We start from the raw sequence: 26,365 nt of genomic DNA, 5'->3' as shown, positions 1-26,365 counted from the left end.
GCCGGTCCACCATCGTTTCATAAAAGATTTTGAGCTCAAGGGCAGGGCAGGGACGGTGATGCTGTCCCCCCGCCTGCCAATACTGGAGAAAGAAAGCATGAGCAACTGGTTAGTCGACAAACTGATCCCTTCGATCATGCGTTCCGAGGTGAAGAAGAGCTCGGTGCCCGAGGGCCTGTGGCACAAGTGCCCGTCCTGCGAGGCCGTGCTGTATCGTCCGGAGCTGGAAAAGTCCCTGGATGTCTGCACCAAGTGCAATCACCACATGCGTATCGGCGCACGTGCGCGCATCGACATTTTCCTTGACGCTGAAGGCCGGGCTGAACTGGGCGCTGACCTGGAGCCGGTCGACCGCCTGAAGTTCCGTGATGGCAAGAAGTACAAGGACCGCCTGACCGCTGCGCAGAAGCAGACCGGCGAAAAGGACGCGCTGATCTCCATGAGCGGCACCCTGATGGGCATGCCGATCGTGGTTAGCGCCTTCGAGTTCTCGTTCATGGGCGGCTCCATGGGTGCCATCGTCGGCGAGCGCTTCGTACGCGCGGCCAACTATGCCCTGGAAAACCGCTGCCCAATGGTTTGCTTCTCCGCTTCGGGCGGTGCGCGCATGCAGGAAGCGCTGATCTCGCTGATGCAGATGGCCAAGACCTCGGCCGTGCTGGCGCGCCTGCGTGAAGAAGGCATCCCGTTCATCTCGGTCCTGACCGACCCGGTGTATGGTGGTGTTTCCGCCAGCTTGGCGATGCTAGGTGACGTCATCGTCGGTGAGCCAAAGGCCCTGATCGGCTTCGCCGGCCCACGCGTGATCGAGCAGACCGTACGCGAGAAGCTGCCTGAAGGCTTCCAGCGCAGCGAGTTCCTGCTGGAGCACGGCGCCATCGACCTGATCATCTCCCGTGGCGAATTGCGCCCGCGTCTGGCCCGCCTGCTGGCGCAGATGACCGGTCAGCAAACCCCGGAAGAAGCGCGTGAGGCGGCTGCCGTCGCGTGATGAAACAACGATCCCTGGGCGAATGGCTCGCCTACCTCGAGCAATTGCACCCCTCGGCCATCGACATGGGCCTGGAGCGGTCGCAGAAGGTGCTTGCCCGCTTGTCGCTGGGCAAGCTGGCGCCGCGCGTGGTGACGGTAACCGGCACCAACGGCAAGGGTTCGACCTGTGCCTTCGTGGCTTCGTTGCTGCGTGCCCAGGGGCTCAAGGTCGGTGTATACAGTTCGCCGCACCTGTTGCGTTACAACGAGCGGGTGATGATCGATGGCCAGGAGGCCAGCGATGAGCGCCTGTGCGAAGCCTTCGCCGCCGTCGAGGCGGCACGGGGCGATATTTCCCTGACCTACTTCGAGATGGGTACGTTGGCCGCGTTCTGGTTGTTCTACCAGTCGCAGCTGGATGCCGTGGTGCTCGAGGTGGGCCTTGGTGGCCGCCTGGATACCGTGAACGTAGTGGATGCCGACTTCGCCCTGGTGACCAGCATCGGTGTCGACCATGTTGATTACCTGGGGGATACCCGCGAGCTGGTGGCCTTCGAGAAGGCTGGCATCTTCCGCCCGGGCAAGCCGGCCTTGTGCGGCGACCTGGATCCGCCCAAGCCGTTGCTGGACAAGGCCGCCGAACTGGCTGCGCCACTGTTCCTGCGCGGTCGGGAATTCGACCTGGCCAGCACCGATGGCTGCTGGAGCTGGCGCGGTACTGCGGCTGATGGCGCGCAGGTAGAGCTGCATGACCTGCCTTTGCTTGACCTGCCCATGGAAAACGCCACGCTGGCCCTGCAGGCTTACCTGCTGATGGGGCTGCCGTGGGATCCGGCGCAGGTTCGCCAGGCGCTGCTGGATACCCGTATCACTGGGCGTCTCGACCTCCGTAATTTGAACTGGCACGGCAAGCCGGTAGCGTTGCTGCTGGATGTCGGGCATAACCCGCATGCGGCGCAGTACCTGGCCAGGCGCCTGGCGGCCCGGCCGCTGAAGGGGCGTCGCCTCGCGGTATTTGGCCTGCTCGCCGACAAGGATCTGGAGGGCGTTATCGCGCCGCTGCAGGGCCTCATCGACGACTGGGCGGTGGCGCCGCTGGATACCCCGCGCAGTCGCCCGGCCGCAGAGCTGGTCACGTACTTGGCGAACCTCGGTGCCGCGGTGAAGTCTTATGCCAGCGTCGACGCAGCCCTTGAAGGGCAATGTGCGCAGGCGACGGCGGATGATCAGATCCTGCTGTTCGGTTCGTTTTTCTGTGTCGCCCAGGCGCTGGAATGGCTGGAGCGGCACGCCCAGGAGGGTGGAATAGATGGCTGTGCTGGATAAAGGGATGAAACAGCGCATGGTGGGTGCGCTGGTGCTGGTGGCGCTGGCGGTTATCTTCCTGCCGATGCTGTTTACCCGCGAGGACGAGATGCGCCAGGTGCACGTCGAAGCCCCGCAGGCACCGGCCATGCCCAGCCTGCCGGAAGTGAAGGTGGAGCCGGTTGCCGTACCGGAGCCGCAGGTTATTCCGGAGGCGCCGCAGCAGGCGCCCGTGGTGATCGACGAGTCGACTGCCCCGGCCAGTACACCGAGCCAGCCAATTACCCCGTCGCCGCAGACCCAGGCGCAGGTTCAGCCGCCCAAGCCGCAGGCGCCCGCGCCCAAGGTAGAGGCCAAAGCTGCTGCAACACCAGCGCCTGCCGCACCATCGAAGATCGACGTCAATGGCCTGCCAGTCAGTTGGTCGATCCAGCTGGCCAGTCTGTCCAACCGCGCCGGTGCCGAAAAGCTGCAGCAAACCTTGCGTAGCCAAGGTTATAACGCCTATATCCGTACAGCGGGTGGCATGAACCGTGTGTACGTGGGGCCGTTGATCGAGCGCGCCGAGGCCGAGCGCGTGCGCGACGCGGTCAACCGTCAGAACAGCCTCAAGGGCTTTGTGGTGCGCTTCCAGCCCGAGCGCAGCTGATTCCCCGGGGCGGCGATGCCGCCCATTTGCGAGTGGGCCCGCTCTTACAGGTACCGCGTCGCTGCAAGGCGCACACAGAACCTGTGGGAGCGGTCTTGGCTGCGAATCGCCCAGCACCAATCCAGCTGACATTCCGCTTACTCCCGGCCCGCCGCTCTGGTAAAATGCGCCGCCTCAAACGTCTGCAGGCAGCACCGTGGCATTTACCTTGGTTGATTGGGCGATCATCGCGATCATCGCCGTCTCCACATTGATCAGTCTCAAGCGCGGCTTCGTCAAGGAGGCCTTGTCCTTGCTCATCTGGATCATTGCCGGTGCGGTTGCCTGGATGTTCGGCGGTTCGCTCTCGGTGTATCTTGAGAGCTATATCCAGACGCCATCGATGCGCGTCATCGCTGGCTGCGCCATTCTTTTCGTCGCCACCTTGCTGGTGGGGGCCATGGTCAACTTCCTTGTCGGTGAGCTGATCCGCGTGACCGGGCTGTCCGGCACCGATCGTTTCCTGGGCATGGCCTTCGGCGCAGCGCGCGGGGCCTTGCTGGTAGTGGTGGCCATAGGCCTGATCAGCCTGGGGCCGGTTCAACAAGATACCTGGTGGCAGGAATCACGCCTGATACCACAGTTTCTCTTGGTCGCCGACTGGTCGAAAAACCTGATTCTGGGTTTCACCGACCAATGGACGCCCAGTGGCCTGATCAGCACTCCGGCTGATCTTCCGTTCAAGGAACAGTTGCTCGGGCCGTCCAAGCCCTGAGCACTATTCACTCAAGTTTCATCAAAGTAGGGGTTGCGTCGCATGTGTGGCATCGTCGGTATCGTCGGTAAGTCGAACGTCAATCAGGCGCTGTATGACGCGCTTACGGTCCTCCAGCACCGCGGCCAGGACGCTGCCGGTATCGTGACCAGCCATGACGGCCGGTTGTTCCTGCGCAAGGATAATGGCCTGGTGCGCGACGTGTTCCAGCAGCGCCACATGCAGCGCCTGGTAGGCAACATCGGCATTGGCCACGTGCGCTACCCGACTGCGGGCAGCTCGACCTCGGCCGAGGCCCAGCCGTTCTACGTCAACTCGCCTTACGGCATCACCCTGGCTCACAACGGCAACCTGACCAACGTCGAGCAGTTGGCCAAGGAGATCTACGAGTCCGACCTGCGTCACGTCAACACCAACTCCGACTCGGAAGTGCTGCTGAACGTGTTCGCCCATGAGCTGGCGGTGCGCGGCAAGCTGCAGCCGACCGAAGAAGACGTGTTCGCTGCGGTCTCCCATGTGCACAGCCGCTGCGTTGGCGGTTACGCCGTGGTGGCCATGATCACCGGCTACGGCATCGTCGGTTTCCGCGACCCCCATGGCATTCGCCCGGTGGTGTTCGGCCAGCGTCACACCGACGAAGGCGTGGAATACATGATCGCCTCGGAAAGCGTTGCCCTGGACGTGCTCGGCTTCACCCTGATCCGCGACCTGGCACCGGGCGAAGCGGTGTACATCACCGAAGAAGGCCAGTTGTTCACCAAGCAGTGCGCCGAAGCGCCAAAGTTGCAGCCGTGCATCTTCGAGCACGTCTACCTGGCTCGCCCGGACTCGATCATCGATGGGGTCTCGGTGTACAAGGCGCGTCTGCGCATGGGTGAAAAGCTGGCCGACAAGATCATGCGCGAGCGCCCCGATCATGATATCGACGTGGTCATCCCGATCCCGGATACCAGCCGTACCGCCGCGCTGGAACTGGCCAACCGGCTGGGCGTCAAGTTCCGCGAAGGTTTCGTCAAGAACCGTTACATCGGCCGTACCTTCATCATGCCCGGCCAGGCTGCGCGCAAGAAGTCGGTGCGTCAGAAGCTCAACGCTATCGAGCTGGAGTTCCGCGGTAAGAATGTGATGCTGGTGGACGACTCGATCGTGCGCGGCACCACCTGCAAGCAGATCATCCAGATGGCCCGCGAAGCCGGCGCCAAGAATGTCTACTTCTGCTCCGCGGCTCCTGCAGTACGCTACCCCAACGTCTACGGCATCGACATGCCGAGTGTTCACGAACTGATCGCCCACAACCGCACCACCGAACAGGTGGGTGAGTTGATCGGCGCCGATTGGCTGGTCTATCAGGACCTGCCAGACCTGATCGACTCGGTCGGCGGCGGCAAGATCAAGATCGAGCAGTTCGATTGCGCGGTGTTCAACGGTGAGTACGTCACTGGCGATATCGACGAAGCCTACCTCGACCGCATCGAGCAGGCCCGTAACGACTTGGCCAAGGTCAAGAACCAGGCCGTCAGCGCGATCATCGACCTTTACAACAACTGATTTTGGGAGCGACGGCATGACGGATCAATGGGATGCCGGGCGACTGGACAGTGACCTCGAGGGTGTCGGTTTCGACACCCTGGCGGTGCGCGCTGGTCAGAACCGTACCCCGGAAGGCGAGCACAGCGAAGCGCTGTTCCTGACCTCCAGCTATGTGTTCCGCACGGCAGCCGATGCTGCTGCGCGTTTTGCCGGTGAAACACCGGGCAACGTCTACTCGCGCTACACCAACCCGTCGGTGCGTGCCTTCGAGGAGCGCCTGGCGGCCATGGAAGGGGCCGAGCAGGCCGTGGGTACGTCCACCGGCATGGCGGCGCTCCTGGCCGTGGTCATGTCGCTGTGCAGCGCCGGTGACCATGTGCTGGTGTCGCAGAGCGTATTCGGCTCCACCATCAGCCTGTTCGAGAAGTACTTCAAACGCTTTGGCGTACAAGTGGACTACGTGCCACTGGTCGACCTCACCGGCTGGGAAAAGGCCATCAAGGCCAACACCAAACTGCTGATCGTCGAATCGCCCTCCAATCCGCTGGCCGAGTTGGTCGATATCACTGCGCTCAGCGAAATCGCCCATGCACATGGTGCCATGCTGGTGGTGGACAACTGTTTCAGTACCCCGGCGTTGCAGCAGCCGCTGAAGCTGGGTGCCGACATTGTGTTCCACTCGGCCACCAAGTTCATCGACGGCCAGGGCCGCTGCATGGGCGGTGTGGTTGCCGGCCGTACCGAGCAAATGAAGGAAGTGGTCGGTTTCCTGCGTACCGCAGGTCCAACCCTCAGCCCGTTCAACGCCTGGATCTTCACCAAGGGCTTGGAAACGCTGCGCCTGCGTATGCGTGCACACTGCGAAAGCGCTCAGGCCCTGGCCGAATGGCTGGAGCAGCAGGACGGCGTGGAGAAGGTGCATTACGCCGGCCTGCCCAGCCACCCGCAGCACGAACTGGCCAAGCGCCAGATGAGCGGTTTTGGTGCAGTGGTCAGCTTTGAGGTCAAGGGTGGCAAAGAGGGCGCGTGGCGTTTCATCGACGCTACCCGAGTGATTTCCATCACGACCAATCTGGGTGACAGCAAAACCACCATCGCTCATCCGGCGACCACCTCACACGGTCGTCTGTCGCCGCAGGAGCGTGAAGCGGCGGGTATCCGCGACAGCCTGATCCGCGTTGCCGTGGGCCTGGAAGACGTGGCCGACCTGCAGGCTGACCTGGCGCGCGGGCTGGCAGCATTGTGATCGAAATCAGCGGCAGCACCCCGGGCCACAATGGCCGGGTAGCCTTGGTCACAGGTGCCGCCCGCGGCATCGGTCTGGGCATTGCCGCATGGCTGATCTGCGAAGGCTGGCAAGTGGTGCTGAGTGATCTGGACCGCCAGCGTGGTACCAAGGCTGCCAAGGCGTTGAGCGACAACGCCTGGTTCATCACCATGGACGTTGCCGACGAGGCCCAGGTCAGTGCCGGAGTGTCCGAAGTGCTCGGGCAGTTCGGCCGGCTGGACGCGCTGGTGTGCAATGCGGCCATTGCCAACCCGCACAACCAGACGCTGGAAAGCCTGAGCCTGGCCCAGTGGAATCGGGTGCTGGCGGTCAACCTCAGCGGCCCCATGCTGCTGGCCAAGCATTGTGCGCCGTACCTGCGTGCGCACAATGGGGCGATCGTCAACCTGACCTCTACCCGTGCTCGGCAGTCCGAACCGGACACCGAGGCTTATGCGGCAAGCAAGGGCGGCCTGGTGGCCTTGACCCATGCCCTGGCCATGAGCCTGGGCCCGGAGATTCGTGTCAATGCGGTGAGCCCGGGCTGGATCGATGCCCGTGATCCGTCGCAGCGCCGTGCCGAGCCGTTGAGTGAAGCTGACCATGCCCAGCACCCAACGGGCAGGGTGGGGACCGTGGAAGATGTAGCGGCCATGGTTGCCTGGTTGCTGTCACGCCAGGCGGCATTTGTCACCGGCCAGGAGTTTGTGGTCGATGGCGGCATGACCCGCAAGATGATCTATAGCTGAGTACCTTGTTTAAACTGCGCCGGCCTTTTTGCGGGTAAACCCGCTTCTACAACGGTTAATGTCCGACTGTAGGAGCGGGTTTACCCGCGAAGAGGCCGGCACAGGCAATAACCTCACGTTGCCTTTTTGAAAAAAATTCAATGGGGCTATTGACTTAGCTTCGTCACCTGCGTAAATTTCGCGGCCTCAGCGAAGCAAACGCAACAAGCAACATCGCGAGGGTGATTAGCTCAGCCGGGAGAGCATCTGCCTTACAAGCAGAGGGTCGGCGGTTCGATCCCGTCATCACCCACCACTTCCTGAGATGTTCCTGGAGTATCGGATTCGCAAGAAGCCGATAGCCAGAGAGGAACGCACTGCGCAGCGGTAGTTCAGTCGGTTAGAATACCGGCCTGTCACGCCGGGGGTCGCGGGTTCGAGTCCCGTCCGCTGCGCCATTTTTCAGTAACAGATGGGTGCCTTGCACCGGTCTGAGGCCACAAGGCAAACACCTTGGGCTGATCCCAGTTTCAATCGGGCGCAAGCCTGAACGATACGCAGCGGTAGTTCAGTCGGTTAGAATACCGGCCTGTCACGCCGGGGGTCGCGGGTTCGAGTCCCGTCCGCTGCGCCATCTTCGTTTCAAGGTCCCTAGAACGCCTTGAAGCAAACACAAGAGAAGCGATCACGTTATCGCTTTTTTTGTGCCTGCCCTGAGGCCATTGTGTCGGAAAGGGTAGACCCAGTTTTCAATCGGGCGAAAGCCTGAATGATACGCAGCGGTAGTTCAGTCGGTTAGAATACCGGCCTGTCACGCCGGGGGTCGCGGGTTCGAGTCCCGTCCGCTGCGCCATCTTCGCTTCAAGGCCCCATGAACGCCTTGAAGCAACGTTAAAGCGACCTTCGGGTCGCTTTTTTCGTTGGTGCACCTGGCAAATGCCGGCCTTTACCCGGTTCTACACCAAGCTTACAGATTCTTCACCGACCAGTGGTTCCTGTGCCTGCCTGCTGTGTTGCACAATAGGCACTTCCCTCACATACCCGGAATTCGCAATGACCAGATCTTCCGTCTTTGGTGCGCTCGGGCTGGCCCTGGTGCTGGCGGGCGTGACCGGTTGTTCCTCGAAAAAAGCGGCCGTCTATGAGCACGAGAACTTCGATGACTCGGGCACCTTCTCGCGCAGCTTTCCGGTGAGCGATGCCGGCTCTTGCGAGGCCGCCCGGCGTGCTTTGCTCAGCCAGGGGTATATCATCACCAGCAGCGGCGCCAACCAGGTGGTGGGTAACAAGAGCTTTCAGCAAAACAGCGAGAACCACCTGCAGATCAGCTTCAATGTCACCTGTGCACCGGACGTGAGCGACGACCAGCACTCGACCATGTTCGCCAACGCCCTGCAGGACCGCTATGCGCTGAAAAAGTCCAACACCTCCGCCAGCCTGGGCGTGGGAGTGCTGGGTTCGGTGTCGATGCCGATCGGCTCCAGTGACGACTCGATGGTCAAGGTAGCTAGCGAGACGGTGACCGCGGCGCAGTTCTATGACCGCTATTTTGCCTTGGTCGAGAGTTACCTGCCCAAGCCGAAGAAGGTCGAAAAGGCCAAGGTCGAGGCGCCCAAGGTGGAAAAGCCGGCGGTGGACCTGGGGCTGCCGGAGCAGGCTGCGGCGAACCCGGTGGCGCCGGCTCCTGCGCCTGTGGCTGAGACTGCGCCAGCGGCCGTTGCCCCGACCACTGAGGCAGTGGTGGCTCCGGTGGTGGATGACAGCCAGGGTTCACAACCGGTGGCTCCACCGGTGGAGGCTGCGCCGATTCAGGTGCAGCAGGATGCCCAGTCGGCGGAGGTCGCAGCCCCCTCCCTTTGATTGGTCGCCTGAACCGGCCCTTTTGCCGGCAGCCCGCGAAAGGGCCGGTTCAGGCTGTAAACATCCCCTGTTACAGACGCCCCGCGATAACCTCCTGAACACCTGCTACGTTTACCTCTCATAAGCTTGTCATCATCCCTTCATCCCACCTGCTTAGGCTGAAGGCGATACCTACAAAGGCATAATGAGCAAAGAGGACGCAGGGCAATGGATGAATACCAGGAAGAACTACTCGAAACCCAGGCTTACGAACTGGACACCCCGGAACCGGCCGACGACGCCACCGAACTCTAGCCCGGCTGCCGCTGGCTGCGGCGGAACTCCCCCGGCGTGAGGCCCGTCCAGCGCTTGAATGCGCGCTGGAAGGCCTCGGCCGAAGCAAACCCCAACAGATAGGCAATCTCGCCAAAGGCCAGCGCCGTGTCACGGATGTAGGTCTCGGCCAGGTCGCGCCGGGTTTCGTTGAGCAGGTCGCGAAAGCGCGTGCCTTCCTCGGCGAGCTTGCGGCGCAAGGTCCAGCTTGGCAGCTGCAAGTGCAGCGCCACTTCCTCCAGGTCCGGTTCACGGCCGCCATTGAGCAGCGGGCCCAGCAGGTGAGTAATGCGCTCACCCAGGCTGCGCACCCGCGTGCGCTGCAGCAACTCTGCTTCGCACAGCTGCAACAGGTGCTGCCAGGTACTCGGGCAATGCCCGGGGTTGGCCAGTTGCAAGGTGGCGCGGCTCAGGCGCAGCTGATTGCCGTCCGCGGCGAACTGCACAGGTGTGCTGCAGAGTGGTTGATAGCGCGCGGCATAGGAGGGCGCGGCAAACTCGATGTCCAGGCGTTCGGCCTGCACCGGGGTGCCGGCAAGGTCGGCCAATTGGGCCAGCCACCCGGCCAGCAGTGAGTCGACCACAAAGCGGTTGTAGTCGTTATATGGGCTGATGGAGTAGAAACGCAGCCAGGCGCCCTGGTCATCTTCCTGAAAGCTGGAATGGCCACGGTAGTTGGCCGCGTAAAGCGGCTCGAAACGCAGCAGGGTGCGCGCGGCCTCGCCGAGAGTGGGGGCCTGGGCCGCAGTGACCCCGGCCAGACCTGTATGTGCCAACCGGCTCAGGCGCCCTATGCGCAGACCTAAAGCGGCCTCACCGCTCATTTCGATAGCGGCGTGGCCCAGGTGCATGTAGCGGGGGATGGACAGGCGTGCGCCGGCCTCGCTCAGCCGTGTCGCATCCAGGCCGTAGCGGCGCAGCAAAGGTTCAGGGTCGTGGCCCAGTTCGCGCAGGGCTTCGCTCAAAGGCTGGACAAAACCAACCGACAGCTCGCCCAGGCGCACGCGGGGGCGGGCCATGGGCTTACAGCCACACATTCAGCAGGCGAGCACCCGGGCTGGGTGGGGCGGCGAGCAACGCTCCCGACTGGTGAGCAAAGCCCTGGCCATCGCTGCCCTGTTCCCAGAACTGCCCGCGCATGAACACGCTCATGCTGCTGATGCCGGCTCCAGCCACTTCGGTCAGGCGTTGCCAGGCCGCCTGTTCACTGACTTCGCCGCGCTGCAGTGCCAACCCGGCGCTGGCATCCTGGTGGCGATTTCCTCGCCAGGGTGCTTGCCAGCTGCCCTTGCCACTGAGAAACGCCGGGTTGGCGACCAGTTGTACGGCTTGTTCAGTCAGTTGCTGGTGGTTGTCCGGGTACCAGCTGTCACTGCCCACCAGCACCCCCAGGCGCCCGGCCGGGGTCTGCACGACCTGCAGCGGGTGCTGGCGGCCGTCGTGGATGTAGCGGCGCATTTCACTGTCGGGATATTGTTGACGCTGCGGCTCGCCCAGCAGCGAGCCATCGCCGGCAAACACCACACTGCTGTTGAACAGTGGGCCACGGCCGGCATGCAGCACGCCCTGTTTCACATAGGGTTCGGGCAGCACGATCGAACCGGCCACCAGGGTGACGCCAAATTCCTTTGCCAGGCCGCCAAACAGTTGCTGGTAGTCTGTGGCCATTTGCTCGGCCTTCATGCGCAAGTGCGCATCGGCACGCCAGTCGTCGCCCTCAGCGCCAAGAACCGCGAGGCCGTAGCGAAGCGGGTTGCTCAGTTCCAGCCATTGCAGGGCCTCGCGGCTGTGGCTGACCTGGTACAGCTCGTTCTTCTCACCGCGCGCCCACAGCCAGGTACCGATATGCTCCGGCAGCACCACCACGGTGCGCGGCCCCACCAGCCCCTGGGCACGGGCTTGCTCCAGATAAGCGGCGAGCTTGCGGTGCAAGCGTTGCAAGTTCTGATAGTCGCCTGGGAACAGCAGTGGTTCGACACCGAGCAAGTTGCCGTGCTCGCCCGGTACGCCATGGTTAAGCGCCAGTTCGATGCGCAGGTCGGACAGGTAGTGGCCTTCCGGGCGCTGTTGGGTCCAGAAACCGTAGCCGCAGACGGCGGCGATCATCACCAGCGCCAGGGCGCTTGCCAGGAGTTTTCGCATCAAGCGTGGGTATTCGCTAAAAGTGGAGTGGCCATGCGGAGCGATGAAGCCGCAATCTCGCGCCTTTTGATCGGTTTGAGTAGCGCACTGCATTGAACCATGCACAATCGACTTTTGATCATACCAAAGGAATGGCGATGGGCGTGCAACGAACCCCGGGCATTGAGGCCCGGGGTTGTGTAGGCAAGGTCAGGCGGCCAGCGTCGCGAGGGCGAGGCGTTTGTCCTGGATGCAGAACTTCTCGAGCAACTTGAGCGAGCCGCCGAATATCAGCGCACCGGAGTAGGTGATGTCGGTCAGGACAAAGGCATCCGGTTCACTGAAGGGCCATTTGACCTGGTTCGCCGCCACTTTGACCATGGGCGCTATGGACGGAATGTTGTTGGTTACCCCACCCGCCACCACGCGCTCGATGATCACGTGGATGACGATGCTGACAATGGCCACCACCAACGCTGCGATGATGCCGACGATCAACGCCATCACCTTGCCGCCCACACCACCAGCCACCGCAGTGGCCACGGCGGCAATCGCGCCTAGGATGGCTTCGGTGACGACCACCCAGGTGGCGATGTCTGTCGTGTTTTGGACATCCGGGTCTCCGACCATGGCATATACCATCACCTGTTCGCCCTTGTCGTTGACGCCCAGTTGTAGCGTCTGCTTGGTGACGATGCGGGTATAGGCCACGATACCAGGTGAGATGTCGGTGCGTACCTTGCATTCGGTACGGATATAGGACTCGTCGAAGTTGATATCGAACTTTTCGGCCACGGGATGATAGGTGATGGCCCCAAACTTGACGCTGTCGAGCTTCAGGTCGTTGGCAGTGATGGATGTGCCCGCCGCATCCAGGGTGAAGTTGGCCTCGGTGGTACCCTCGAAGATGAACGGCAATGCCGCCAGCAACTGGTACTTGACGAAGATCTCCCGGCTGATGAGGAAGTTGGCATTGTTGTCCGCAGCCAGCATCACGGCAGGCAACTGGTTCGGCAACCCCGTGGAGTCACGCTCGTTGGTCATGGCCAGCACCCCGAAGATGCTGCTTTCCTCACTGTTCTTGTCGGTATAGGCATAGCTCATGGAGGTGGCCCGCAGCCATTTGAATTCCTCGCTTTCCTTGCCCATGTTGTTGATCAGTACGGTACTGAACAGGGTGTCGAACTTCTTCAGGTTCTCGGGCTGGTTCAGCCAGTCTTCGAGTACGCCGCGCATCACGCTCTGGTCAATGCCGCTCAAGACGTTGTTCGGGTCCCTCAGGGCAATCACCGCAGCGATCGGGTCATCCGGGTCCGTTGCCTGGGTGTTGACTTGCAGTTCATACGTGCCGTCTGAAGCCGATATTGGATTGGGCGCCGGGAAGTAGCTGAGCTTGACGTAGACATCCGCAGACATCCCCTGGACCTGGTAGGTTTTGCCGTTGAGGCCTTTGTATGTCCCTGAGCCGAAGGGGATGCGTACCTTGACGTTGCGTCCGTCGCCGCCGGTGGTAATCGACCAGGCGTCGAAGTCTGCCTTGAGCGAGAAGCTGTCGACCCCTGCGTCGATGTTGGCGGGGTAGGTTTTTTCCAGGGCGATGCGCTGGTTGAGCGCAGAGACCCGGCAGATGCTCACGGTATCCCAGCCATTGGTCGTGACCGTACTGGCCAGCGTTCCGGCATTGGTCAGTAGCTGCGCGGCGCGCAAGGTGTCTTCGGAACTGTGTACAAGCGCCGCGTTGCGGTACAGCGGCGATTCGCGCAGGGTCTGGCGCGCGGTTTCATTGAGGTGATCGAGGCGTAGCGAGATGGGCTGGGCAAACCCGGCCAGCATGACCTTGCTTTCATTGCTCATGATACGGCTCCTTGTGTTGGTGGGGTCACACGTAGTTGATGACAAGGGCCTCGGCGAGGTAGCTCGACGAAGCGGTATGCGTGTCGTTGCTCCAGGACACGCAATCGATGGTGTCGGCCTTGACCGAGCCGCCACGCGCGGCGATGGCGCTGATCAGGTCATCGGAGATCACAGCAGTGACGATGTGGGTGATCAGGCTGACGATGGGCGAGAGCCAGGCCAGGTACCAGGGAATATGCACTTCCTTTCTGAAGTCGGACGACTGCTTGACGAAGGTGATGGTGTTGCCATCGAGCACCAGCTTCATCCTCAGCCAGCCGTTCCACTTCATGTCGATGCCTGCGTGCAGGTCGCAGTCGCCCTGATAGTCGACGGTGATGAAGTCACCGAGCATTCGTGCAGGGTTGCAGCCGGCGAAGACAACGGGGGTGTACCAGATCGCCCCTGATTTGATGGCCTTCATACGCAAGGTCGGTATGTTGACCATTTGCGTATTGTCGACACGATAGTCCTGCGCCGTGGCGCCCTGGTAAAGCTGAAGCAGCCCGGGCAGTACCAGGTGCTCCAGTACCAGGCGTGGAGACAGCACGTAGCTCGACTGCCCACCCTGGCTGATGCCTGACACATCGATATCCAGTGGCAGCTCACTGATGTCGCGCTCGGTACATACGGCCATGATCGCCAGGAAGCCCGAATCGAGGTAGGCATAGGTGCATTTGCGTGGTCTGGCCCATTCCGGGGCGGTGGCTTTGCTGAAGTTGATGGTCGCGAAGGTGTGGGTGAACTGTAGGGGATGCTCGACCAGGTAGTTGCAGATACAGTCCAGCACCACGGTGGCGAAAGGGCCTAGCGAGCCGTCGGGGTCTTGCAGGGTGATGCCGCGTAGCCAGCCACCTTCGTTGTCCTGCAGGGGTTGAGTGGCTCCGGCCTTGCGCAGGAAGGCCGACTTCAACTGCATCTGGCCGTCGCCTTGTGGCAACAGCGACAGGGTGACCTCGATGATGGCAACCGCGCCGGCCAGCGAGCGGCTGGTGCCACTGGCCTCGAAAAAGCCTGAGCGTATAGGCATGCGCAGGCGCAGCAAGCGACCGCCGCCACCGTTGACGACCGACCAGCAGTCGAACACCCCGTGGCAGGCGTAGCCTTCATCCGAGGTATAGGAAAATTCGTGGTCGAGGCTGTTCCAGCTGGCTGCCAGGTCACTGTTCACGCTGTCCTGGCGAACGATGCTGATGGTGTCCCATCCTTTTGTCAGCATGAGCGAACCCTCCGGGCGCACTGATAGGCGCCGCGTTCCATGGGTGGATGATCAAACGTGCTTGAAGAGTCTGGCAGAGCCGCGTTGTCTGGCAAATGCGCGGGGAGACTGTTTGGCGATCAAGCCAGGCGAACCTTATAGCGCTGAAGATCTGGAGCCTTCCCGACAGGTGCTGACTTTGCTGTTCATAATGATCATTAACTTGTCATTTTTGATCATTGAGGCAATTCAAACGGCTGTTTAATGTCGCAGGCAGACAAACGACGGGGCCCGCCACCCAGTGAGGTGCCCGCATTCCGTGATCACGCCATCAGGGGACCTTTCCATGGCCGCCGACCGCTACCCGCACCTGCTTGCCCCGCTGGACCTGGGCTTTACCACCTTGCGCAACCGCACCCTGATGGGCTCGATGCACACCGGCCTCGAAGAGCGCCCCGGCGGCTTCGAGCGCATGGCTGCATACTTTGCCGAGCGCGCCCGCGGTGGCGTTGGCCTGATGGTCACTGGCGGCATTGCGCCCAATGATGAAGGCGGGGTGTATTCCGGTGCGGCAAAGCTCAGCACCGAGGAAGAGGCCGACAAGCACCGCATCGTCACCGAGGCGGTGCACGCTGCCGGTGGCAAGATCTGCCTGCAGATCCTGCATGCCGGGCGCTACGCCTACAGCCCACGACAGGTGGCTCCTAGCGCGATCCAGGCGCCGATCAACCCGTTCAAGCCCAAGGCGCTGGACGAGGCGGGTATCGAGAAGCAGATTGCCGACTTCGTCAATTGTGCCGTGCTGGCCCAGCGTGCCGGTTACGACGGTGTCGAGATCATGGGTTCGGAAGGCTACTTCATCAACCAGTTCCTGGCCGCCCACACCAACCACCGCACCGACCGCTGGGGCGGCAGTTATGAAAACCGCATGCGCCTGGCAGTGGAAATCGTCAGCCGGGTGCGTGGCGCGGTAGGGCCGAACTTCATCATCATCTTCCGCCTGTCGATGCTCGACCTGGTCGAGGGTGGCAGCACCTGGGACGAAATCGAGCTGCTGGCCAAGGCCATCGAGCAGGCCGGCGCTACCTTGATCAACACCGGAATCGGTTGGCACGAGGCGCGTATTCCGACCATCGCCACCAAAGTGCCGCGTGCGGCCTTCAGCAAAGTCACCGCCAAGTTGCGGGGCGTGGTGAGCATTCCGCTGATCACCACCAACCGCATCAACACCCCGGAAGTGGCCGAGGCGGTGCTGGCCGAGGGCGATGCGGACATGGTCTCGATGGCCCGACCGTTTCTCGCCGACCCAGACTTCGTCAACAAGGCCGCTGCCGGTCGCGCGGATGAAATCAACACCTGCATCGGCTGCAACCAGGCCTGCCTGGACCACACCTTCGGCGGCAAACTGACCAGTTGCCTGGTCAACCCGCGTGCCTGCCACGAGACCGAACTCAACTACCTGCCTGTACGTGCGGTGAAGCGCATTGCCGTAGTAGGCGCCGGCCCGGCTGGCCTGGCGGCGGCCACCGTGGCGGCCGAGCGGGGCCACGCGGTGACCCTGTTTGACGCCGCCAGTGAGATTGGTGGCCAGTTCAACGTCGCCAAGCGGGTGCCGGGCAAGGAAGAATTCTTTGAAACGCTGCGTTACTTCCGCAACAAGGTCAAAAGCACGGGCGTCGACCTGCGCCTGAATACCCGCGTGGATGTGCAGGCACTGGTGGGCGGCGGCTTTGATGAAATCATCCTGGCTACCGGCATCGCCCCGCGTACCCCGGCGATTGCGGGCGTGGAGCATGCCAAGGTGCTCAGCTACCTGGACGTGCTGCTCGAGCGCAAGCCGGTGGGCAAGTCGGTGGCCGTGATTGGCGCGGGAGGTATCGGCTTCGATGTGTCCGAGTACCTGGTGCATCAGGGCGTGGCCACCAGTCAGGACCGAGGGGCATTCTGGAAAGAGTGGGGCATCGACACCCAGCTTCAGGCGCGAGGTGGTGTGGCCGGGATCAAGGCCGAGCCGCACGCCCCGGCACGGCAGGTGTACCTGCTGCAGCGCAAGAAATCCAAGGTGGGTGACGGGCTCGGCAAGACGACCGGCTGGATTCACCGCACCGGGTTGAAAAACAAAGGGGTGCAGATGCTCAACAGCGTCGAGTATCTGGCTATCGACGATGCCGGCCTGCACATTCGTGTGGACGGCGGCGAGGCGCAGGTGCTGGCGGTGGACAATGTGGTGATCTGTGCCGGGCAAGATCCGCTGCGCGAGCTGCAGGAAGGGCTGGAGGCGGCGGGGCAGTCGGTGCACCTGATTGGTGGCGCGGATGTGGCGGCCGAGCTGGATGCCAAGCGAGCGATCAACCAAGGCTCGCGGTTGGCGGCTGAGCTCTGAGGTCGTTGGGACTGCGTGAACCCGACACCTGCACGTGTGGGAGCGGGCATGCCCGCGAAATAGGCGACGCGGTGGATGGCACCGCCTTTGTCGGTGTTCGCGAGCGAACCCGCTCCTGCAAGCGCTTCCGGGCTTTCCCTGTAAACTGCGATCCATGCATGTATTCGACCTTCCCCAAGCCCCGCTGCAATTTCTGGACTTACCCTGGCTGAATCAAGCCCAGGTCCAGGCCGCCATTCTGCGCCTGGACCTGATCGACCCGCTGATCAGCGGCAACAAGTGGTTCAAACTACGCCACCACCTTCAACAGGCCGGCGCCAGCAATGCCCCGGGCCTGATCAGCCTCGGCGGCAACCATTCCAACCACCTGCACGCCTTGGCCGCTGCCGGCAAGCGTTTCGGCTTCGCCACCGTCGGCCTGTTACGCGGCCATGCCCAGGACACGCCAACCGTGCGTGACCTGCAGGCGCTGGGCATGGAACTGCATTGGCTAGGCTACGGCGGCTACCGTGCACGCAACGAACCCGGTTTCTGGGAACCTTGGCAAGCACGCTATCCAGGCTGGCACTGCATCCCCGAAGGGGGCGGCGGGCTGGCCGGTGCGCAGGGCTGCGCACTGATCATGCAGCAGGCGCGCGCGCAGATCGCGGGATTGGGCTGGTCAGACCATGACGCCTGGTGGCTGGCTGCTGGAACGGGGACTACCTTGGCCGGCCTTGTACTGGCCGAGGCGGGTGCACATGCCGTACATGGTGCGCTGGCAGTGCCCAGGGATCATGGGGTGCCAGAGACGGTGGCAGCACTGGCCGGCACGCACGGCTACCAGCTACACGACGCCTGCCGTGGAGGTTTCGGAAAATTCGACGATGAGCTACTGACCTTCATCGCCGACTGCGAGCGGCGCACTGGCGTGCCGCTCGAAGCCCTCTATACCGGCAAGGCTCTGCTGGCCTTGCGTGATCAGGTTGCTGCCGGGCAGTTCAAGCCCGGCAGCCGCCTGATCTTCGTGCACACGGGTGGCCTGCAGGGCCGACGCGGTTACTTGTAGGGCAGCATGCGCAACAACGTGTTGTCGCGTTGCACATAGTGGTGGTAAAGCCCGGCCAGTGCATGCAGGCCGATCAGCCAGTAGCCCCAGCTGCCAATACGCTCATGCCAGCCTTTGATGAACTTGGCCTGGTCCGGGTTCGGGCCGATCAGATGTGGCAGCTCCAGGCCGAAGAACGGCACCGGTTTGTCGGCGGCGCTGAGGATCAACCAACCGGCCAGCGGCAGACCGATCATCATCAGGTAAAGCGCTAGGTGCATCAGGTGCGCCAGGCCGGTCTGCCAGGCTGGTGGTTTTGGCACGATGGGCGGAGTCGGACGGCTCAGGCGCATGGCCAGACGCAGCCAGACCAGCACGAACACGCTCAGCCCCAGCATGAAGTGCAGGTCCTTCATCAGGTTGCGTTCGGCGCTGTCCTTGGGAAACAGCCCACGCAGTTCGATAAGGGCATAGACGGCAGCCAGCAGCACCAGCATCAGCCAATGCAGGGCGATGGACAGGCGTGCGTAATGGGTTGTAGGGGGGGATGAAACCATGATCGGTCCTCGTCATCAGGTCGGGAAGGCGCTCTTGCTGGCGCTCAGGTGCCATTGTAATGGTTGCCAGAAACGAATCTTTGCGCTGGGTCTGTGAAAATTGTGTTGCCAGCCACCGCCCCTTCGCGGGCACGCCCGCTCCCACAGGTACTGCACAGGCTTCAAAGACTGTGCAGTGCCTGTGGGAGCGGGCGTGCCCGCGAAGGGGCCGGACCAGGCGACATCAGTTACCGGGCAGATACGGCCAGTCATCAGCCACCAGAAACACCCGCTCCACCTCCTGCCAGGCGCCATCGGGCTCCTGCTCCAGTCGCACCAGCAACTGCGCCGGTGCCTGCTGCTCCAGCATATGCAACCAGGCTGCAAACTGCTCCGCCAGCCAGCATTCGCCTGCCTCGAACCGCGCAGGTGCCAGCCAGGCATGCCGTTGCAGCGGCTGCCACCGTTCACCTTCAGCCAGCACCCAGTCCTGCCGTCGCACCCAGCGCCCGTGCAAATGCTGCGGGTTGGCGCCGGTGGGTGGCTTGGCATGGCCCGGCCACGGGTAGAAAAGATAGCCGCCCAGCCACACATGTGCCTGTACCTGCTCAATCCCCAGCTTGGCCAGCATCTCGCGGCTCTGCGCCCCCTTGGACATGGGCAACTGGTGCCCCGCCAGGTGTGCAAGCTTGGTCCCCAGCCGATCATGGCAACCAGGCCCCAGCCAGGCATGCGGGTCGTGCCCGGCGTCTTCCGGGCCCAGGTACAGCTTGATCGCCAGTTCCAGGTGGTGCACGCCGTCGCGGTCGCGCAGCACCACGTCGAGCTCGCCCAAGGTGCGCCCGCCGTCGCGAATCGCCAGGTTGGCGGCCAGCAGTTCGATGCCTGGCGCCTGGCTCAGGGCAAATTGCCACAGGCGTTCGTAGTAATGTCCCAGGCGCCGGCTGCCCAATTGCGCCAGCCACTCGCGCAACGGTCGGTCATCGGCATCCAGGGCCCGCAACCACTGTTCAAGGCGTTGCGGCTGCTGCGCCCACAGGCTGCCCGCCAGCGGGTGTCGCTGGGGGCAGGGCGGGGCGCTGAGCAGGGGCGGCGACAACAGGGCCCATGCCAGGTCACGCACGGTGGAGTGCTGCAATTGTCGGGGCAGGTCGTGGAGCTGGGCGAATGGCGTCATCCTGCGAGCATAGCCGGTTTGCCGCTGCCCGGTGGTTTCGCCCATAATCGGCGCATCGTCACCCGCCGCAGAGCCTCGCAGGAGCCCCATGGAGCAATTTCGCAATATCGGTATCATCGGTCGCCTTGGCAGCTCGCAGGTGCTCGACACCATTCGCCGACTTAAAAAATTCCTCCTCGATCGCCACCTGCACGTGATCCTCGAGGACACCATTGCCGAAGTGCTGCCCGGCCATGGTTTGCAAACATCCACCCGCAAGCTGCTGGGCGAGGTCTGCGACCTGGTCATCGTGGTCGGCGGCGACGGCAGCCTGCTGGGCGCAGCCCGCGCGCTGGCCCGGCACAACATTCCGGTGCTGGGTATCAACCGTGGCAACCTGGGTTTTCTCACCGACATCCGCCCCGACGAGCTGGAACAGAAGGTCGCCGAAGTGCTCGACGGCCACTACCTGGTGGAAAACCGCTTCCTGCTGCAGGCCGAGGTGCGCCGCCACCACGAGGCCATCGGCCAGGGCGATGCGCTGAACGACGTGGTGCTGCACCCGGGCAAGTCCACGCGCATGATCGAGTTCGAGATCTACATCGATGGCCAGTTCGTCTGCAGCCAGAAGGCCGATGGCCTGATCGTCGCCACCCCCACCGGCTCCACTGCCTATGCGCTGTCGGCCGGTGGCCCGATCATGCACCCCAAGCTCGATGCCATCGTCATCGTGCCGATGTATCCGCACACCTTGTCGGGCCGGCCGATCGTGGTCGACGGCAACAGCGAGCTGAAGATCGTGGTGTCCAAGGACCTGCAGATCTACCCACAGGTGTCCTGTGACGGCCAGAACCACTTCACCTGTGCCCCCGGCGACACCATCACGGTCAGCAAGAAGCCGCAGAAACTGCGCCTGATCCACCCGCTGGACCACAATTACTACGAGGTCTGCCGCACCAAGCTGGGTTGGGGCAGCCGCCTGGGGAGCAGTGACGACTGATGCTCGATCCGGCGCGAAGTTTTGACATCATCGGCGACGTGCACGGCTGTGCGCTGACCCTTGAACGCCTGCTCGACGCCCTCGGATACAAGCGCGTGGCCGGCGTGTGGCGCCACCCGCGACGTCAGGTGCTGTTCCTTGGCGATATCGTCGACCGCGGGCCACGCATTCGTGAGGCGCTGTACATCGTCCACGACATGGTCGAAGCCGGCCAGGCGTTCTGCATCATGGGCAACCACGAATACAACGCCCTGGGCTGGGTCACCCCGGCGCTGCCAGGCAGCGGCAAGGCCTATGTACGCGAACACACGCCGCGGCATGCCCGGCTGATTGACGAAACCCTGACCCAGTTTGCCCAGCACCCTGGCGACTGGCACGATTTCGTCAACTGGTTCTACCAGCTGCCGCTGTTCGTTGACGCCGGCCGTTTCCGTCTGGTGCACGCCTGCTGGGACCCGCGGCTGATCGAGCCGCTGCGCCAGCAATACCCCGACGGACGCATCGATGAACACTTCATCCAGGCCTCGGCCGTGAGTGGCAGTTTTGCCGACACCGTGTGCAACCGCCTGTTGCGCGGTACCGACATGCGCCTGCCGGACGGGCTGACGCTGACCGGCGGCGACGGCCTGACCCGCGCGTTCTTCCGCACCAAGTTCTGGGAAGAAGACCCGAAAACCTACGGTGACATCGTGTTCCAGCCCGATGCCTTGCCCGAAGACGTGGCCAGCACCCCGCTCAGCCACAGCCAGAAGAACGCCTTGTTGCGTTATGACGAAGACCAGCCGATGCTGTTCGTCGGGCATTACTGGCGCAGCGGCCGCCCGGCACCGATCCGCGCCAACCTGGCCTGCCTGGACTACAGCGCCGTGCTCTACGGCAAGCTGGTCGCCTACCGGCTGGATGATGAAACCCGTATCGACCCACACAAGTTCGTCTGGGTCGACGTCGACCGCCCACAGGCCAACCAATGAACATTATCGAAGTGATGCGCCTGCCGCTGTCGGTCGACCTCAGCGGCTTCGTCCACCTGTTGCAGCGCTTGCAGGTGCCGCACCGGGTAAGCGAGGAGGGCGATGCCCAGGTCCTCTGGGCTCCCGACACCCTGGCCGAAGATGTGCTGCAGCTCTACCAGCGCTACCCGGACGGCAACGCCGACCTGCCGGCCAGCGCCGACCTTGTAGGGGCGGGTTCACCCGCGAATGCCCCCACACAGCCTTCCCTGGCGGCCCAGGCCAAGGCCTGCAAAATCACCACCCTCACTTTGCTGCTGTGCTTCATCGTCGCCGGCCTTACGGGGCTTGGTGACAACTTCACCACCATCAGCTGGTTCACCTTCCTCGACTTCCGTGTCCAGGGCGACTACCTGTACTTCACCTCGCTGGCGCAAACCCTCGACCAAGGCCAGTGGTGGCGACTGGTGTCGCCCATGCTGCTGCACTTCGGCGTGCTGCACCTGGCCATGAACAGCCTGTGGTACTGGGAACTGGGCAAACGCATCGAACTGCGCCAGGGCCCGTGGGCGTTGCTGGGCCTGACCCTGCTGTTCAGCCTGGTGTCCAACCTGGCCCAGCACTACACCAGCGGGCCGAGCCTGTTTGGCGGCCTGTCCGGCGTGCTGTACGGCCTGCTCGGGCATATCTGGCTGTACCAGTGGCTGGCGCCCGACCGTTACTTCAACCTGCCCAAGGGCGTGCTGGTGATGATGCTGATCTGGCTGGTGGTGTGCCTGACCGGCGTGGTCGGCACCCTCGGCCTTGGCCAGATCGCCAATGCCGCCCACGTCGGCGGGCTGCTCATCGGATGCCTGACCGGGCTCTTGGGTGGGGCGCTGGCCCGGCGTAAACTGTCGGCTTGAATCAGGAGACACTATGTCCACTTTCGCGCAAATGATTGAAAACATCACCCCGGAAATCTACCAGAGCCTGAAACTGGCGGTGGAAATCGGCAAATGGTCGGATGGCCGCAAGCTCACGGCCGAGCAGAAAGAACTGTCGCTGCAGGCGGTCATCGCCTGGGAGATGAAGAACCTGCCCGAGGACCAGCGCACTGGCTACATGGGCCCACAGGAATGCGCGTCGAAGTCCGCGCCCATCGCCAACATTCTGTTCAAGTCGGACTCGGTACATTGATCGAACTCGCTCGTGGCTCGTTGAGCAAAATGGGCGTCAGCCTGCAGGCACCGGTGGTGCAGTACAGCTTCCGCCTGGATGACATGCAGGTGCCGGTCAACCCGATGATCGGCCAGCGCCTGCGCCTGGAATACCTCGGCGCCATTCATTGCAGCCATTGCGGCAAGCGCACCAAGACCAGCTTCAGCCAGGGTTACTGCTACCCGTGCATGACCAAGCTGGCCCAGTGCGATGTGTGCATCATGGCCCCGGAAAAATGCCACTACGACGCCGGCACCTGCCGGGAGCCGTCGTGGGGGGAACAGTTCTGCATGGCCGACCACATCGTGTACCTGGCCAATTCGTCTGGGATCAAGGTCGGCATCACCCGTGCCACCCAACTGCCCACCCGCTGGCTCGACCAGGGTGCCAGCCAGGCGTTGCCGATCATGCGCGTGGCCACTCGGCAGCAATCGGGCCTGGTCGAAGACGTGTTGCGCAGCCAGGTGCCGGACCGTACCAACTGGCGTGCGCTGCTCAAGGGCGATGCCGAGGTGCTCGACCTGCCGGCCATCCGCGAGCAGGTCTTCGAAGCCTGCGCCGACGGCCTGCGCGAGTTGCAGGGGCGTTTCGGCCTGCAGGCTATCCAACCGCTGCCGGACGCAGAGGTGGTGCAGATGAACTACCCGGTCGAGGCATACCCCAAGAAGATTGTCAGCTTCAACCTCGACAAGGACCCGGTGGCCGAGGGCACGCTGCTGGGCATCAAGGGCCAGTACCTGATCTTCGACACCGGTGTGATCAATATTCGCAAGTACACGGCCTACCAGTTGGCCGTGCTCCAGTAAAAAGGACCTGCACATGCGTACCGAACAACCGCAAGTGATCTACCTCAAGGATTACCAGGCGCCGGAGTACCTGATCGACGAGACGCACCTGACCTTCGAGCTGTTCGAGGACCACACACTGGTTCACGCGCAACTGGTCATGCGCCGCAACCCGGCACGCGGTGCCGGCCTGCCGCCACTGGAACTCGATGGCCAGCAGCTGGAACTGCTGCGCGCCTCGCTGGATGACCAGGAACTGCAGCCAGGCGACTACCAGCTCGATGCCGACAGCCTGACCGTGCAGCCCAAGGCCGAGCGCTTCACCCTGGACACCAGCGTGAAAATCCACCCGGAAAGCAACACCGCCCTGGAAGGGCTGTACAAGTCGGGCAAGATGTTCTGCACCCAGTGCGAGGCCGAGGGCTTCCGCAAGATCACCTACTACCTCGACCGCCCGGATGTGATGAGCACCTTCACCACCACGGTCATCGCCGAGCAGCATCGCTACCCGGTATTGCTGTCGAACGGCAACCCGATCGGCAGCGGGCCGGCCGAAGACGGCCGCCACTGGGCGACCTGGGAAGACCCGTTCATGAAGCCGGCCTACCTGTTCGCCCTGGTGGCCGGTGACCTGTGGTGCGTTGAAGACAGCTTCACCCGTCAGTCCGGCCGTGATGTGACCCTGCGCATCTACGTCGAGCCCGAGAACATCGACAAGTGCGACCACGCGATGGTCAGCCTGAAAAAGTCCATGCGCTGGGACGAAGAAGTCTATGGCCGCGAGTACGACCTGGACATCTTCATGATTGTTGCGGTCAACGACTTCAACATGGGCGCCATGGAAAACAAGGGCCTGAACATCTTCAACTCCAGCTGTGTGCTGGCCCGTGCCGAAACCGCCACCGATGCTGCGCACCAGCGCGTCGAAGGCGTGGTCGCCCACGAGTACTTCCACAACTGGTCGGGCAACCGCGTCACCTGCCGTGACTGGTTCCAGCTGTCGCTGAAGGAAGGCTTCACGGTATTCCGCGATGCCGAGTTCAGTGCCGACATGAACTCGCGCACGGTCAAGCGCATCGAAGACGTGGCCTACCTGCGCACCCACCAGTTCGCTGAAGACGCCGGCCCCATGGCCCACCCGGTGCGCCCGGACAGCTTCATCGAAATCTCCAACTTCTACACCCTGACCGTCTACGAGAAGGGCGCCGAAGTGGTGCGCATGGTCCGTACCCTGCTGGGTACCGAAGGCTTCCGTAAAGGCAGCGACCTGTACTTTGAACGTCATGACGGCCAGGCGGTAACCACCGACGACTTCATCAAGGCCATGGAGGACGCCAACGGCGTCGACTTCACCCAGTTCAAGCGCTGGTACAGCCAGGCTGGCACCCCGCGTCTGGAAGTCAGTGAGGCGTATGACGCCGCCGCGCAGACCTACAGCCTGACGTTCCGCCAGAGCTGCCCGCAGACCCCGGACAAGGCCGCGAAACTGCCGTTCGTGATCCCGGTGGAGCTGGGCCTGCTGGATGCCGCCGGCAATGACCTGCCGCTGCAGCTGGCTGGCGAGGACGCCGCTCAAGGGACCAGCCGCGTGCTGTCGGTGACCGAGGCCGAGCAAACCTTCACTTTCCAGGGCATCCAGGCCAAGCCGCTGCCATCGCTGCTGCGTGGCTTCAGCGCCCCGGTGAAGCTGAGCTTCCCGTATGACCGCGACCAGTTGATGTTCCTGATGCAGCACGACAGCGACGGCTTCAACCGCTGGGAAGCGGGCCAGCAGCTGTCGGTGCAGGTACTGCAGGAACTGATCGGCCAGCATCAACGCGGTGAAGCCCTGAAGCTCGACCAGCGCCTGATCACCGCCCTGGGCACTGTGCTGGGCAACGAATCGCTGGACCCGGCCATGGTGGCCGAAATGCTCTCGCTGCCAGGTGAGGCGTATCTTACCGAGATCAGCCAGGTGGCCGACGTCGACGCCATCCACGCCGCCCGCGAGTTCGCACGCCAGCAGATCGCCGAACACCTGTTCGACGCCCTGTGGGCGCGTTACCAGGCCAACCGCGAAGTGTCGCGCAGCACTGCCTATGTGGCCGAGGCCGAGCACTTTGCCCGCCGCAGCCTGCAGAACATCGCCCTGTCGTACCTGATGCAGAGTGGCAAGCAACAGGTGCTGGAGGCGACCCTGGAGCAGTTTGAGCACTGCGACAACATGACCGAGCGCCTTACCGCGCTGGCGGTACTGGTCAACTCGCCGTTCGAGGCCGAGCGCGCGAAAGCGCTGGAGGCGTTTGCCGAGCACTTCAAGGACAACCCGTTGGTCATGGACCAATGGTTCAGCGTGCAGGCGGCCAGCACGCTGCCGGGCGGGCTGGCGCGGGTCAAGGCATTGATGCAGCACCCGGCCTTCACCCTGAAGAACCCGAACAAGGTGCGTGCGCTGATCGGTGCCTTTGCCGGGCAGAACCTGGTCAACTTCCATGCTGCCGATGGCTCAGGGTATCGCTTCCTGGCGGACCTGGTGATCGAGCTGAATGCACTGAATCCGCAGATTGCATCGCGGCAACTGGCGCCGCTGACCCGCTGGCGCAAGTATGACGATGCGCGTCAGGCCCTCATGAAGGGCGAACTGGAGCGGATTCTGGCGTCTGGCGAGCTGTCCAGTGATGTGTATGAAGTGGTGAGCAAGAGCCTGGCGTAAGTCTGGTGAATTGGGGCTGCTGTGCAGCCCTTCGCGGGTGAACCCGC

22 protein-coding genes and 4 tRNA genes are annotated in these 26,365 nt (G+C 62.9%); 20 read left to right on the top strand and 6 right to left on the bottom strand.

Annotation, left to right across the window (positions count from 1 at the left end; all coding sequences use genetic code 11):
* Positions 1–97 precede the first annotated feature (97 nt).
* From accD to ACE4QZ_RS18735, 12 genes are all read left to right on the top strand, one after another.
* The gene (gene accD, locus ACE4QZ_RS18790; RefSeq protein ID WP_021784489.1) at positions 98–991 is read left to right on the top strand and encodes an acetyl-CoA carboxylase, carboxyltransferase subunit beta; all 894 of its coding nucleotides are present in this window, start codon (positions 98–100) and stop codon (positions 989–991) included.
* Entirely contained in the window at positions 991–2,298 is a 1,308-nt protein-coding gene (gene folC / locus ACE4QZ_RS18785) for a bifunctional tetrahydrofolate synthase/dihydrofolate synthase (RefSeq protein ID WP_410480117.1), read from the top strand. The genes accD and folC overlap by 1 nt, the downstream gene beginning before the upstream one ends.
* Complete coding sequence (locus ACE4QZ_RS18780; RefSeq protein WP_103443909.1) at positions 2,282–2,926, top strand: SPOR domain-containing protein; 645 nt, start codon at positions 2,282–2,284, stop codon at positions 2,924–2,926. The genes folC and ACE4QZ_RS18780 overlap by 17 nt, the downstream gene beginning before the upstream one ends.
* A 196-nt stretch (positions 2,927–3,122) precedes the next feature.
* Positions 3,123–3,680, top strand: coding sequence for a CvpA family protein (locus ACE4QZ_RS18775; protein ID WP_021784492.1), 558 nt, complete (start codon positions 3,123–3,125; stop codon positions 3,678–3,680).
* A 42-nt stretch (positions 3,681–3,722) separates the two neighbouring features.
* Entirely contained in the window at positions 3,723–5,228 is a 1,506-nt protein-coding gene (purF, locus tag ACE4QZ_RS18770) for an amidophosphoribosyltransferase (protein WP_004574897.1), read from the top strand.
* Positions 5,229–5,244: 16 nt separating this feature from the next.
* Positions 5,245–6,456 carry an O-succinylhomoserine sulfhydrylase gene (locus tag ACE4QZ_RS18765; RefSeq protein ID WP_021784493.1) on the top strand — a complete coding sequence of 404 codons (1,212 nt, stop codon included), beginning with the start codon at positions 5,245–5,247 and terminating at the stop codon, positions 6,454–6,456.
* Positions 6,453–7,226: an SDR family oxidoreductase gene (locus ACE4QZ_RS18760; protein WP_410480116.1), complete on the top strand. Its 774-nt coding sequence runs from the start codon at positions 6,453–6,455 to the stop codon at positions 7,224–7,226. The genes ACE4QZ_RS18765 and ACE4QZ_RS18760 overlap by 4 nt, the downstream gene beginning before the upstream one ends.
* A gap of 219 nt (positions 7,227–7,445) precedes the next feature.
* Positions 7,446–7,521 (top strand) — tRNA-Val (locus tag ACE4QZ_RS18755).
* A gap of 65 nt (positions 7,522–7,586) precedes the next feature.
* Positions 7,587–7,663 (top strand) — tRNA-Asp (locus ACE4QZ_RS18750).
* A 99-nt stretch (positions 7,664–7,762) separates the two neighbouring features.
* A tRNA-Asp gene (locus ACE4QZ_RS18745) sits at positions 7,763–7,839 on the top strand.
* A gap of 142 nt (positions 7,840–7,981) precedes the next feature.
* Positions 7,982–8,058, top strand: a tRNA-Asp gene (locus tag ACE4QZ_RS18740).
* Between the two features lie 200 nt (positions 8,059–8,258).
* Positions 8,259–9,065 (top strand): DUF2242 domain-containing protein, encoded by an 807-nt coding sequence (locus ACE4QZ_RS18735; RefSeq protein ID WP_021784494.1) that lies wholly within the window; start codon positions 8,259–8,261, stop codon positions 9,063–9,065.
* Positions 9,066–9,355: 290 nt separating this feature from the next.
* Here ACE4QZ_RS18735 and ACE4QZ_RS18730 read toward each other — a convergent pair whose 3' ends face one another.
* From ACE4QZ_RS18730 to ACE4QZ_RS18715, 4 genes are all read right to left on the bottom strand, one after another.
* Positions 9,356–10,396, bottom strand: a complete 1,041-nt coding sequence (locus ACE4QZ_RS18730) for an AraC family transcriptional regulator (RefSeq protein ID WP_028698028.1) — start codon at positions 10,394–10,396, stop codon at positions 9,356–9,358.
* Between the two features lie 4 nt (positions 10,397–10,400).
* Positions 10,401–11,519 (bottom strand): nitrilase-related carbon-nitrogen hydrolase, encoded by a 1,119-nt coding sequence (locus ACE4QZ_RS18725; protein WP_021784076.1) that lies wholly within the window; start codon positions 11,517–11,519, stop codon positions 10,401–10,403.
* Between the two features lie 189 nt (positions 11,520–11,708).
* Positions 11,709–13,352, bottom strand: coding sequence for a TULIP family P47-like protein (locus ACE4QZ_RS18720; protein ID WP_021784075.1), 1,644 nt, complete (start codon positions 13,350–13,352; stop codon positions 11,709–11,711).
* Positions 13,353–13,377: 25 nt separating this feature from the next.
* Entirely contained in the window at positions 13,378–14,610 is a 1,233-nt protein-coding gene (locus ACE4QZ_RS18715; protein ID WP_021784074.1) for a TULIP family P47-like protein, read from the bottom strand.
* A gap of 325 nt (positions 14,611–14,935) precedes the next feature.
* On the opposite strand from ACE4QZ_RS18715, the gene ACE4QZ_RS18710 reads away from it, so the two are divergent.
* Both ACE4QZ_RS18710 and ACE4QZ_RS18705 read left to right on the top strand, forming a co-directional pair.
* On the top strand, positions 14,936–16,972 hold the full coding sequence (locus ACE4QZ_RS18710; protein WP_103443913.1) for an NADPH-dependent 2,4-dienoyl-CoA reductase: 2,037 nt from the start codon (positions 14,936–14,938) through the stop codon (positions 16,970–16,972).
* A gap of 154 nt (positions 16,973–17,126) precedes the next feature.
* Entirely contained in the window at positions 17,127–18,020 is an 894-nt protein-coding gene (locus ACE4QZ_RS18705) for a 1-aminocyclopropane-1-carboxylate deaminase/D-cysteine desulfhydrase (RefSeq protein WP_410480115.1), read from the top strand.
* On the opposite strand, the gene ACE4QZ_RS18700 is transcribed toward ACE4QZ_RS18705, so the two are convergent.
* Positions 18,011–18,556: a cytochrome b gene (locus tag ACE4QZ_RS18700; protein WP_010953021.1), complete on the bottom strand. Its 546-nt coding sequence runs from the start codon at positions 18,554–18,556 to the stop codon at positions 18,011–18,013. The two genes, ACE4QZ_RS18705 and ACE4QZ_RS18700, sit on opposite strands and share 10 nt — an antisense overlap.
* 223 nt (positions 18,557–18,779) lie before the next feature.
* Positions 18,780–19,802, bottom strand: a complete 1,023-nt coding sequence (locus ACE4QZ_RS18695) for a DUF1853 family protein (RefSeq protein WP_021784070.1) — start codon at positions 19,800–19,802, stop codon at positions 18,780–18,782.
* On the opposite strand from ACE4QZ_RS18695, the gene ACE4QZ_RS18690 reads away from it, so the two are divergent.
* Genes ACE4QZ_RS18690 through pepN form a run of 6 tightly spaced genes read left to right on the top strand, consistent with a single transcriptional unit; the run spans position 19,801 to position 26,318 of the window.
* Positions 19,801–20,691, top strand: coding sequence for an NAD(+) kinase (locus ACE4QZ_RS18690; RefSeq protein ID WP_003247220.1), 891 nt, complete (start codon positions 19,801–19,803; stop codon positions 20,689–20,691). The genes ACE4QZ_RS18695 and ACE4QZ_RS18690 overlap by 2 nt on opposite strands.
* Complete coding sequence (locus ACE4QZ_RS18685; protein ID WP_021784069.1) at positions 20,691–21,662, top strand: metallophosphoesterase; 972 nt, start codon at positions 20,691–20,693, stop codon at positions 21,660–21,662. Before ACE4QZ_RS18690 ends, ACE4QZ_RS18685 begins: the two co-directional genes overlap by 1 nt.
* Complete coding sequence (locus ACE4QZ_RS18680) at positions 21,659–22,546, top strand: rhomboid family intramembrane serine protease (protein WP_021784068.1); 888 nt, start codon at positions 21,659–21,661, stop codon at positions 22,544–22,546. The genes ACE4QZ_RS18685 and ACE4QZ_RS18680 overlap by 4 nt, the downstream gene beginning before the upstream one ends.
* Positions 22,547–22,559: 13 nt before the next feature.
* Positions 22,560–22,820 carry a YeaC family protein gene (locus ACE4QZ_RS18675; RefSeq protein ID WP_003247224.1) on the top strand — a complete coding sequence of 87 codons (261 nt, stop codon included), beginning with the start codon at positions 22,560–22,562 and terminating at the stop codon, positions 22,818–22,820.
* Positions 22,817–23,647, top strand: a complete 831-nt coding sequence (locus ACE4QZ_RS18670) for a DUF2797 domain-containing protein (RefSeq protein WP_410480114.1) — start codon at positions 22,817–22,819, stop codon at positions 23,645–23,647. Before ACE4QZ_RS18675 ends, ACE4QZ_RS18670 begins: the two co-directional genes overlap by 4 nt.
* Before the next feature lie 13 nt (positions 23,648–23,660).
* Complete coding sequence (pepN, locus tag ACE4QZ_RS18665) at positions 23,661–26,318, top strand: aminopeptidase N (RefSeq protein WP_021784066.1); 2,658 nt, start codon at positions 23,661–23,663, stop codon at positions 26,316–26,318.
* Positions 26,319–26,365 lie beyond the last annotated feature (47 nt).

The organism is Pseudomonas sp. DCA-1, from assembly GCF_046523955.1.
GTDB lineage: Bacteria > Pseudomonadota > Gammaproteobacteria > Pseudomonadales > Pseudomonadaceae > Aquipseudomonas > Aquipseudomonas putida_Y.
Note: the sequence above shows the minus strand (reverse complement) of the source record. Positions and strands in the feature narration are given on the sequence as shown.

Bases quoted from the DNA above. Each gene is read 5' to 3' on its own strand.
- accD (WP_021784489.1), top strand. From the start codon at position 98: ATGAGCAACTGGTTAGTCGACAAACTGATCCCTTCGATCATGCGTTCC.
- folC (WP_410480117.1), top strand. From the start codon at position 991: ATGAAACAACGATCCCTGGGCGAATGGCTCGCCTACCTCGAGCAATTG.
- ACE4QZ_RS18780 (WP_103443909.1), top strand. From the start codon at position 2,282: ATGGCTGTGCTGGATAAAGGGATGAAACAGCGCATGGTGGGTGCGCTG.
- purF (WP_004574897.1), top strand. From the start codon at position 3,723: ATGTGTGGCATCGTCGGTATCGTCGGTAAGTCGAACGTCAATCAGGCG.
- ACE4QZ_RS18765 (WP_021784493.1), top strand. From the start codon at position 5,245: ATGACGGATCAATGGGATGCCGGGCGACTGGACAGTGACCTCGAGGGT.
- ACE4QZ_RS18735 (WP_021784494.1), top strand. From the start codon at position 8,259: ATGACCAGATCTTCCGTCTTTGGTGCGCTCGGGCTGGCCCTGGTGCTG.
- ACE4QZ_RS18730 (WP_028698028.1), bottom strand. From the start codon at position 10,396: ATGGCCCGCCCCCGCGTGCGCCTGGGCGAGCTGTCGGTTGGTTTTGTC.
- ACE4QZ_RS18725 (WP_021784076.1), bottom strand. From the start codon at position 11,519: ATGCGAAAACTCCTGGCAAGCGCCCTGGCGCTGGTGATGATCGCCGCC.
- ACE4QZ_RS18720 (WP_021784075.1), bottom strand. From the start codon at position 13,352: ATGAGCAATGAAAGCAAGGTCATGCTGGCCGGGTTTGCCCAGCCCATC.
- ACE4QZ_RS18715 (WP_021784074.1), bottom strand. From the start codon at position 14,610: ATGCTGACAAAAGGATGGGACACCATCAGCATCGTTCGCCAGGACAGC.
- ACE4QZ_RS18710 (WP_103443913.1), top strand. From the start codon at position 14,936: ATGGCCGCCGACCGCTACCCGCACCTGCTTGCCCCGCTGGACCTGGGC.
- ACE4QZ_RS18705 (WP_410480115.1), top strand. From the start codon at position 17,127: ATGCATGTATTCGACCTTCCCCAAGCCCCGCTGCAATTTCTGGACTTA.
- ACE4QZ_RS18700 (WP_010953021.1), bottom strand. From the start codon at position 18,556: ATGGTTTCATCCCCCCCTACAACCCATTACGCACGCCTGTCCATCGCC.
- ACE4QZ_RS18690 (WP_003247220.1), top strand. From the start codon at position 19,801: ATGGAGCAATTTCGCAATATCGGTATCATCGGTCGCCTTGGCAGCTCG.
- ACE4QZ_RS18695 (WP_021784070.1), bottom strand. From the start codon at position 19,802: ATGGGGCTCCTGCGAGGCTCTGCGGCGGGTGACGATGCGCCGATTATG.
- ACE4QZ_RS18685 (WP_021784069.1), top strand. From the start codon at position 20,691: ATGCTCGATCCGGCGCGAAGTTTTGACATCATCGGCGACGTGCACGGC.
- ACE4QZ_RS18680 (WP_021784068.1), top strand. From the start codon at position 21,659: ATGAACATTATCGAAGTGATGCGCCTGCCGCTGTCGGTCGACCTCAGC.
- ACE4QZ_RS18675 (WP_003247224.1), top strand. From the start codon at position 22,560: ATGTCCACTTTCGCGCAAATGATTGAAAACATCACCCCGGAAATCTAC.
- pepN (WP_021784066.1), top strand. From the start codon at position 23,661: ATGCGTACCGAACAACCGCAAGTGATCTACCTCAAGGATTACCAGGCG.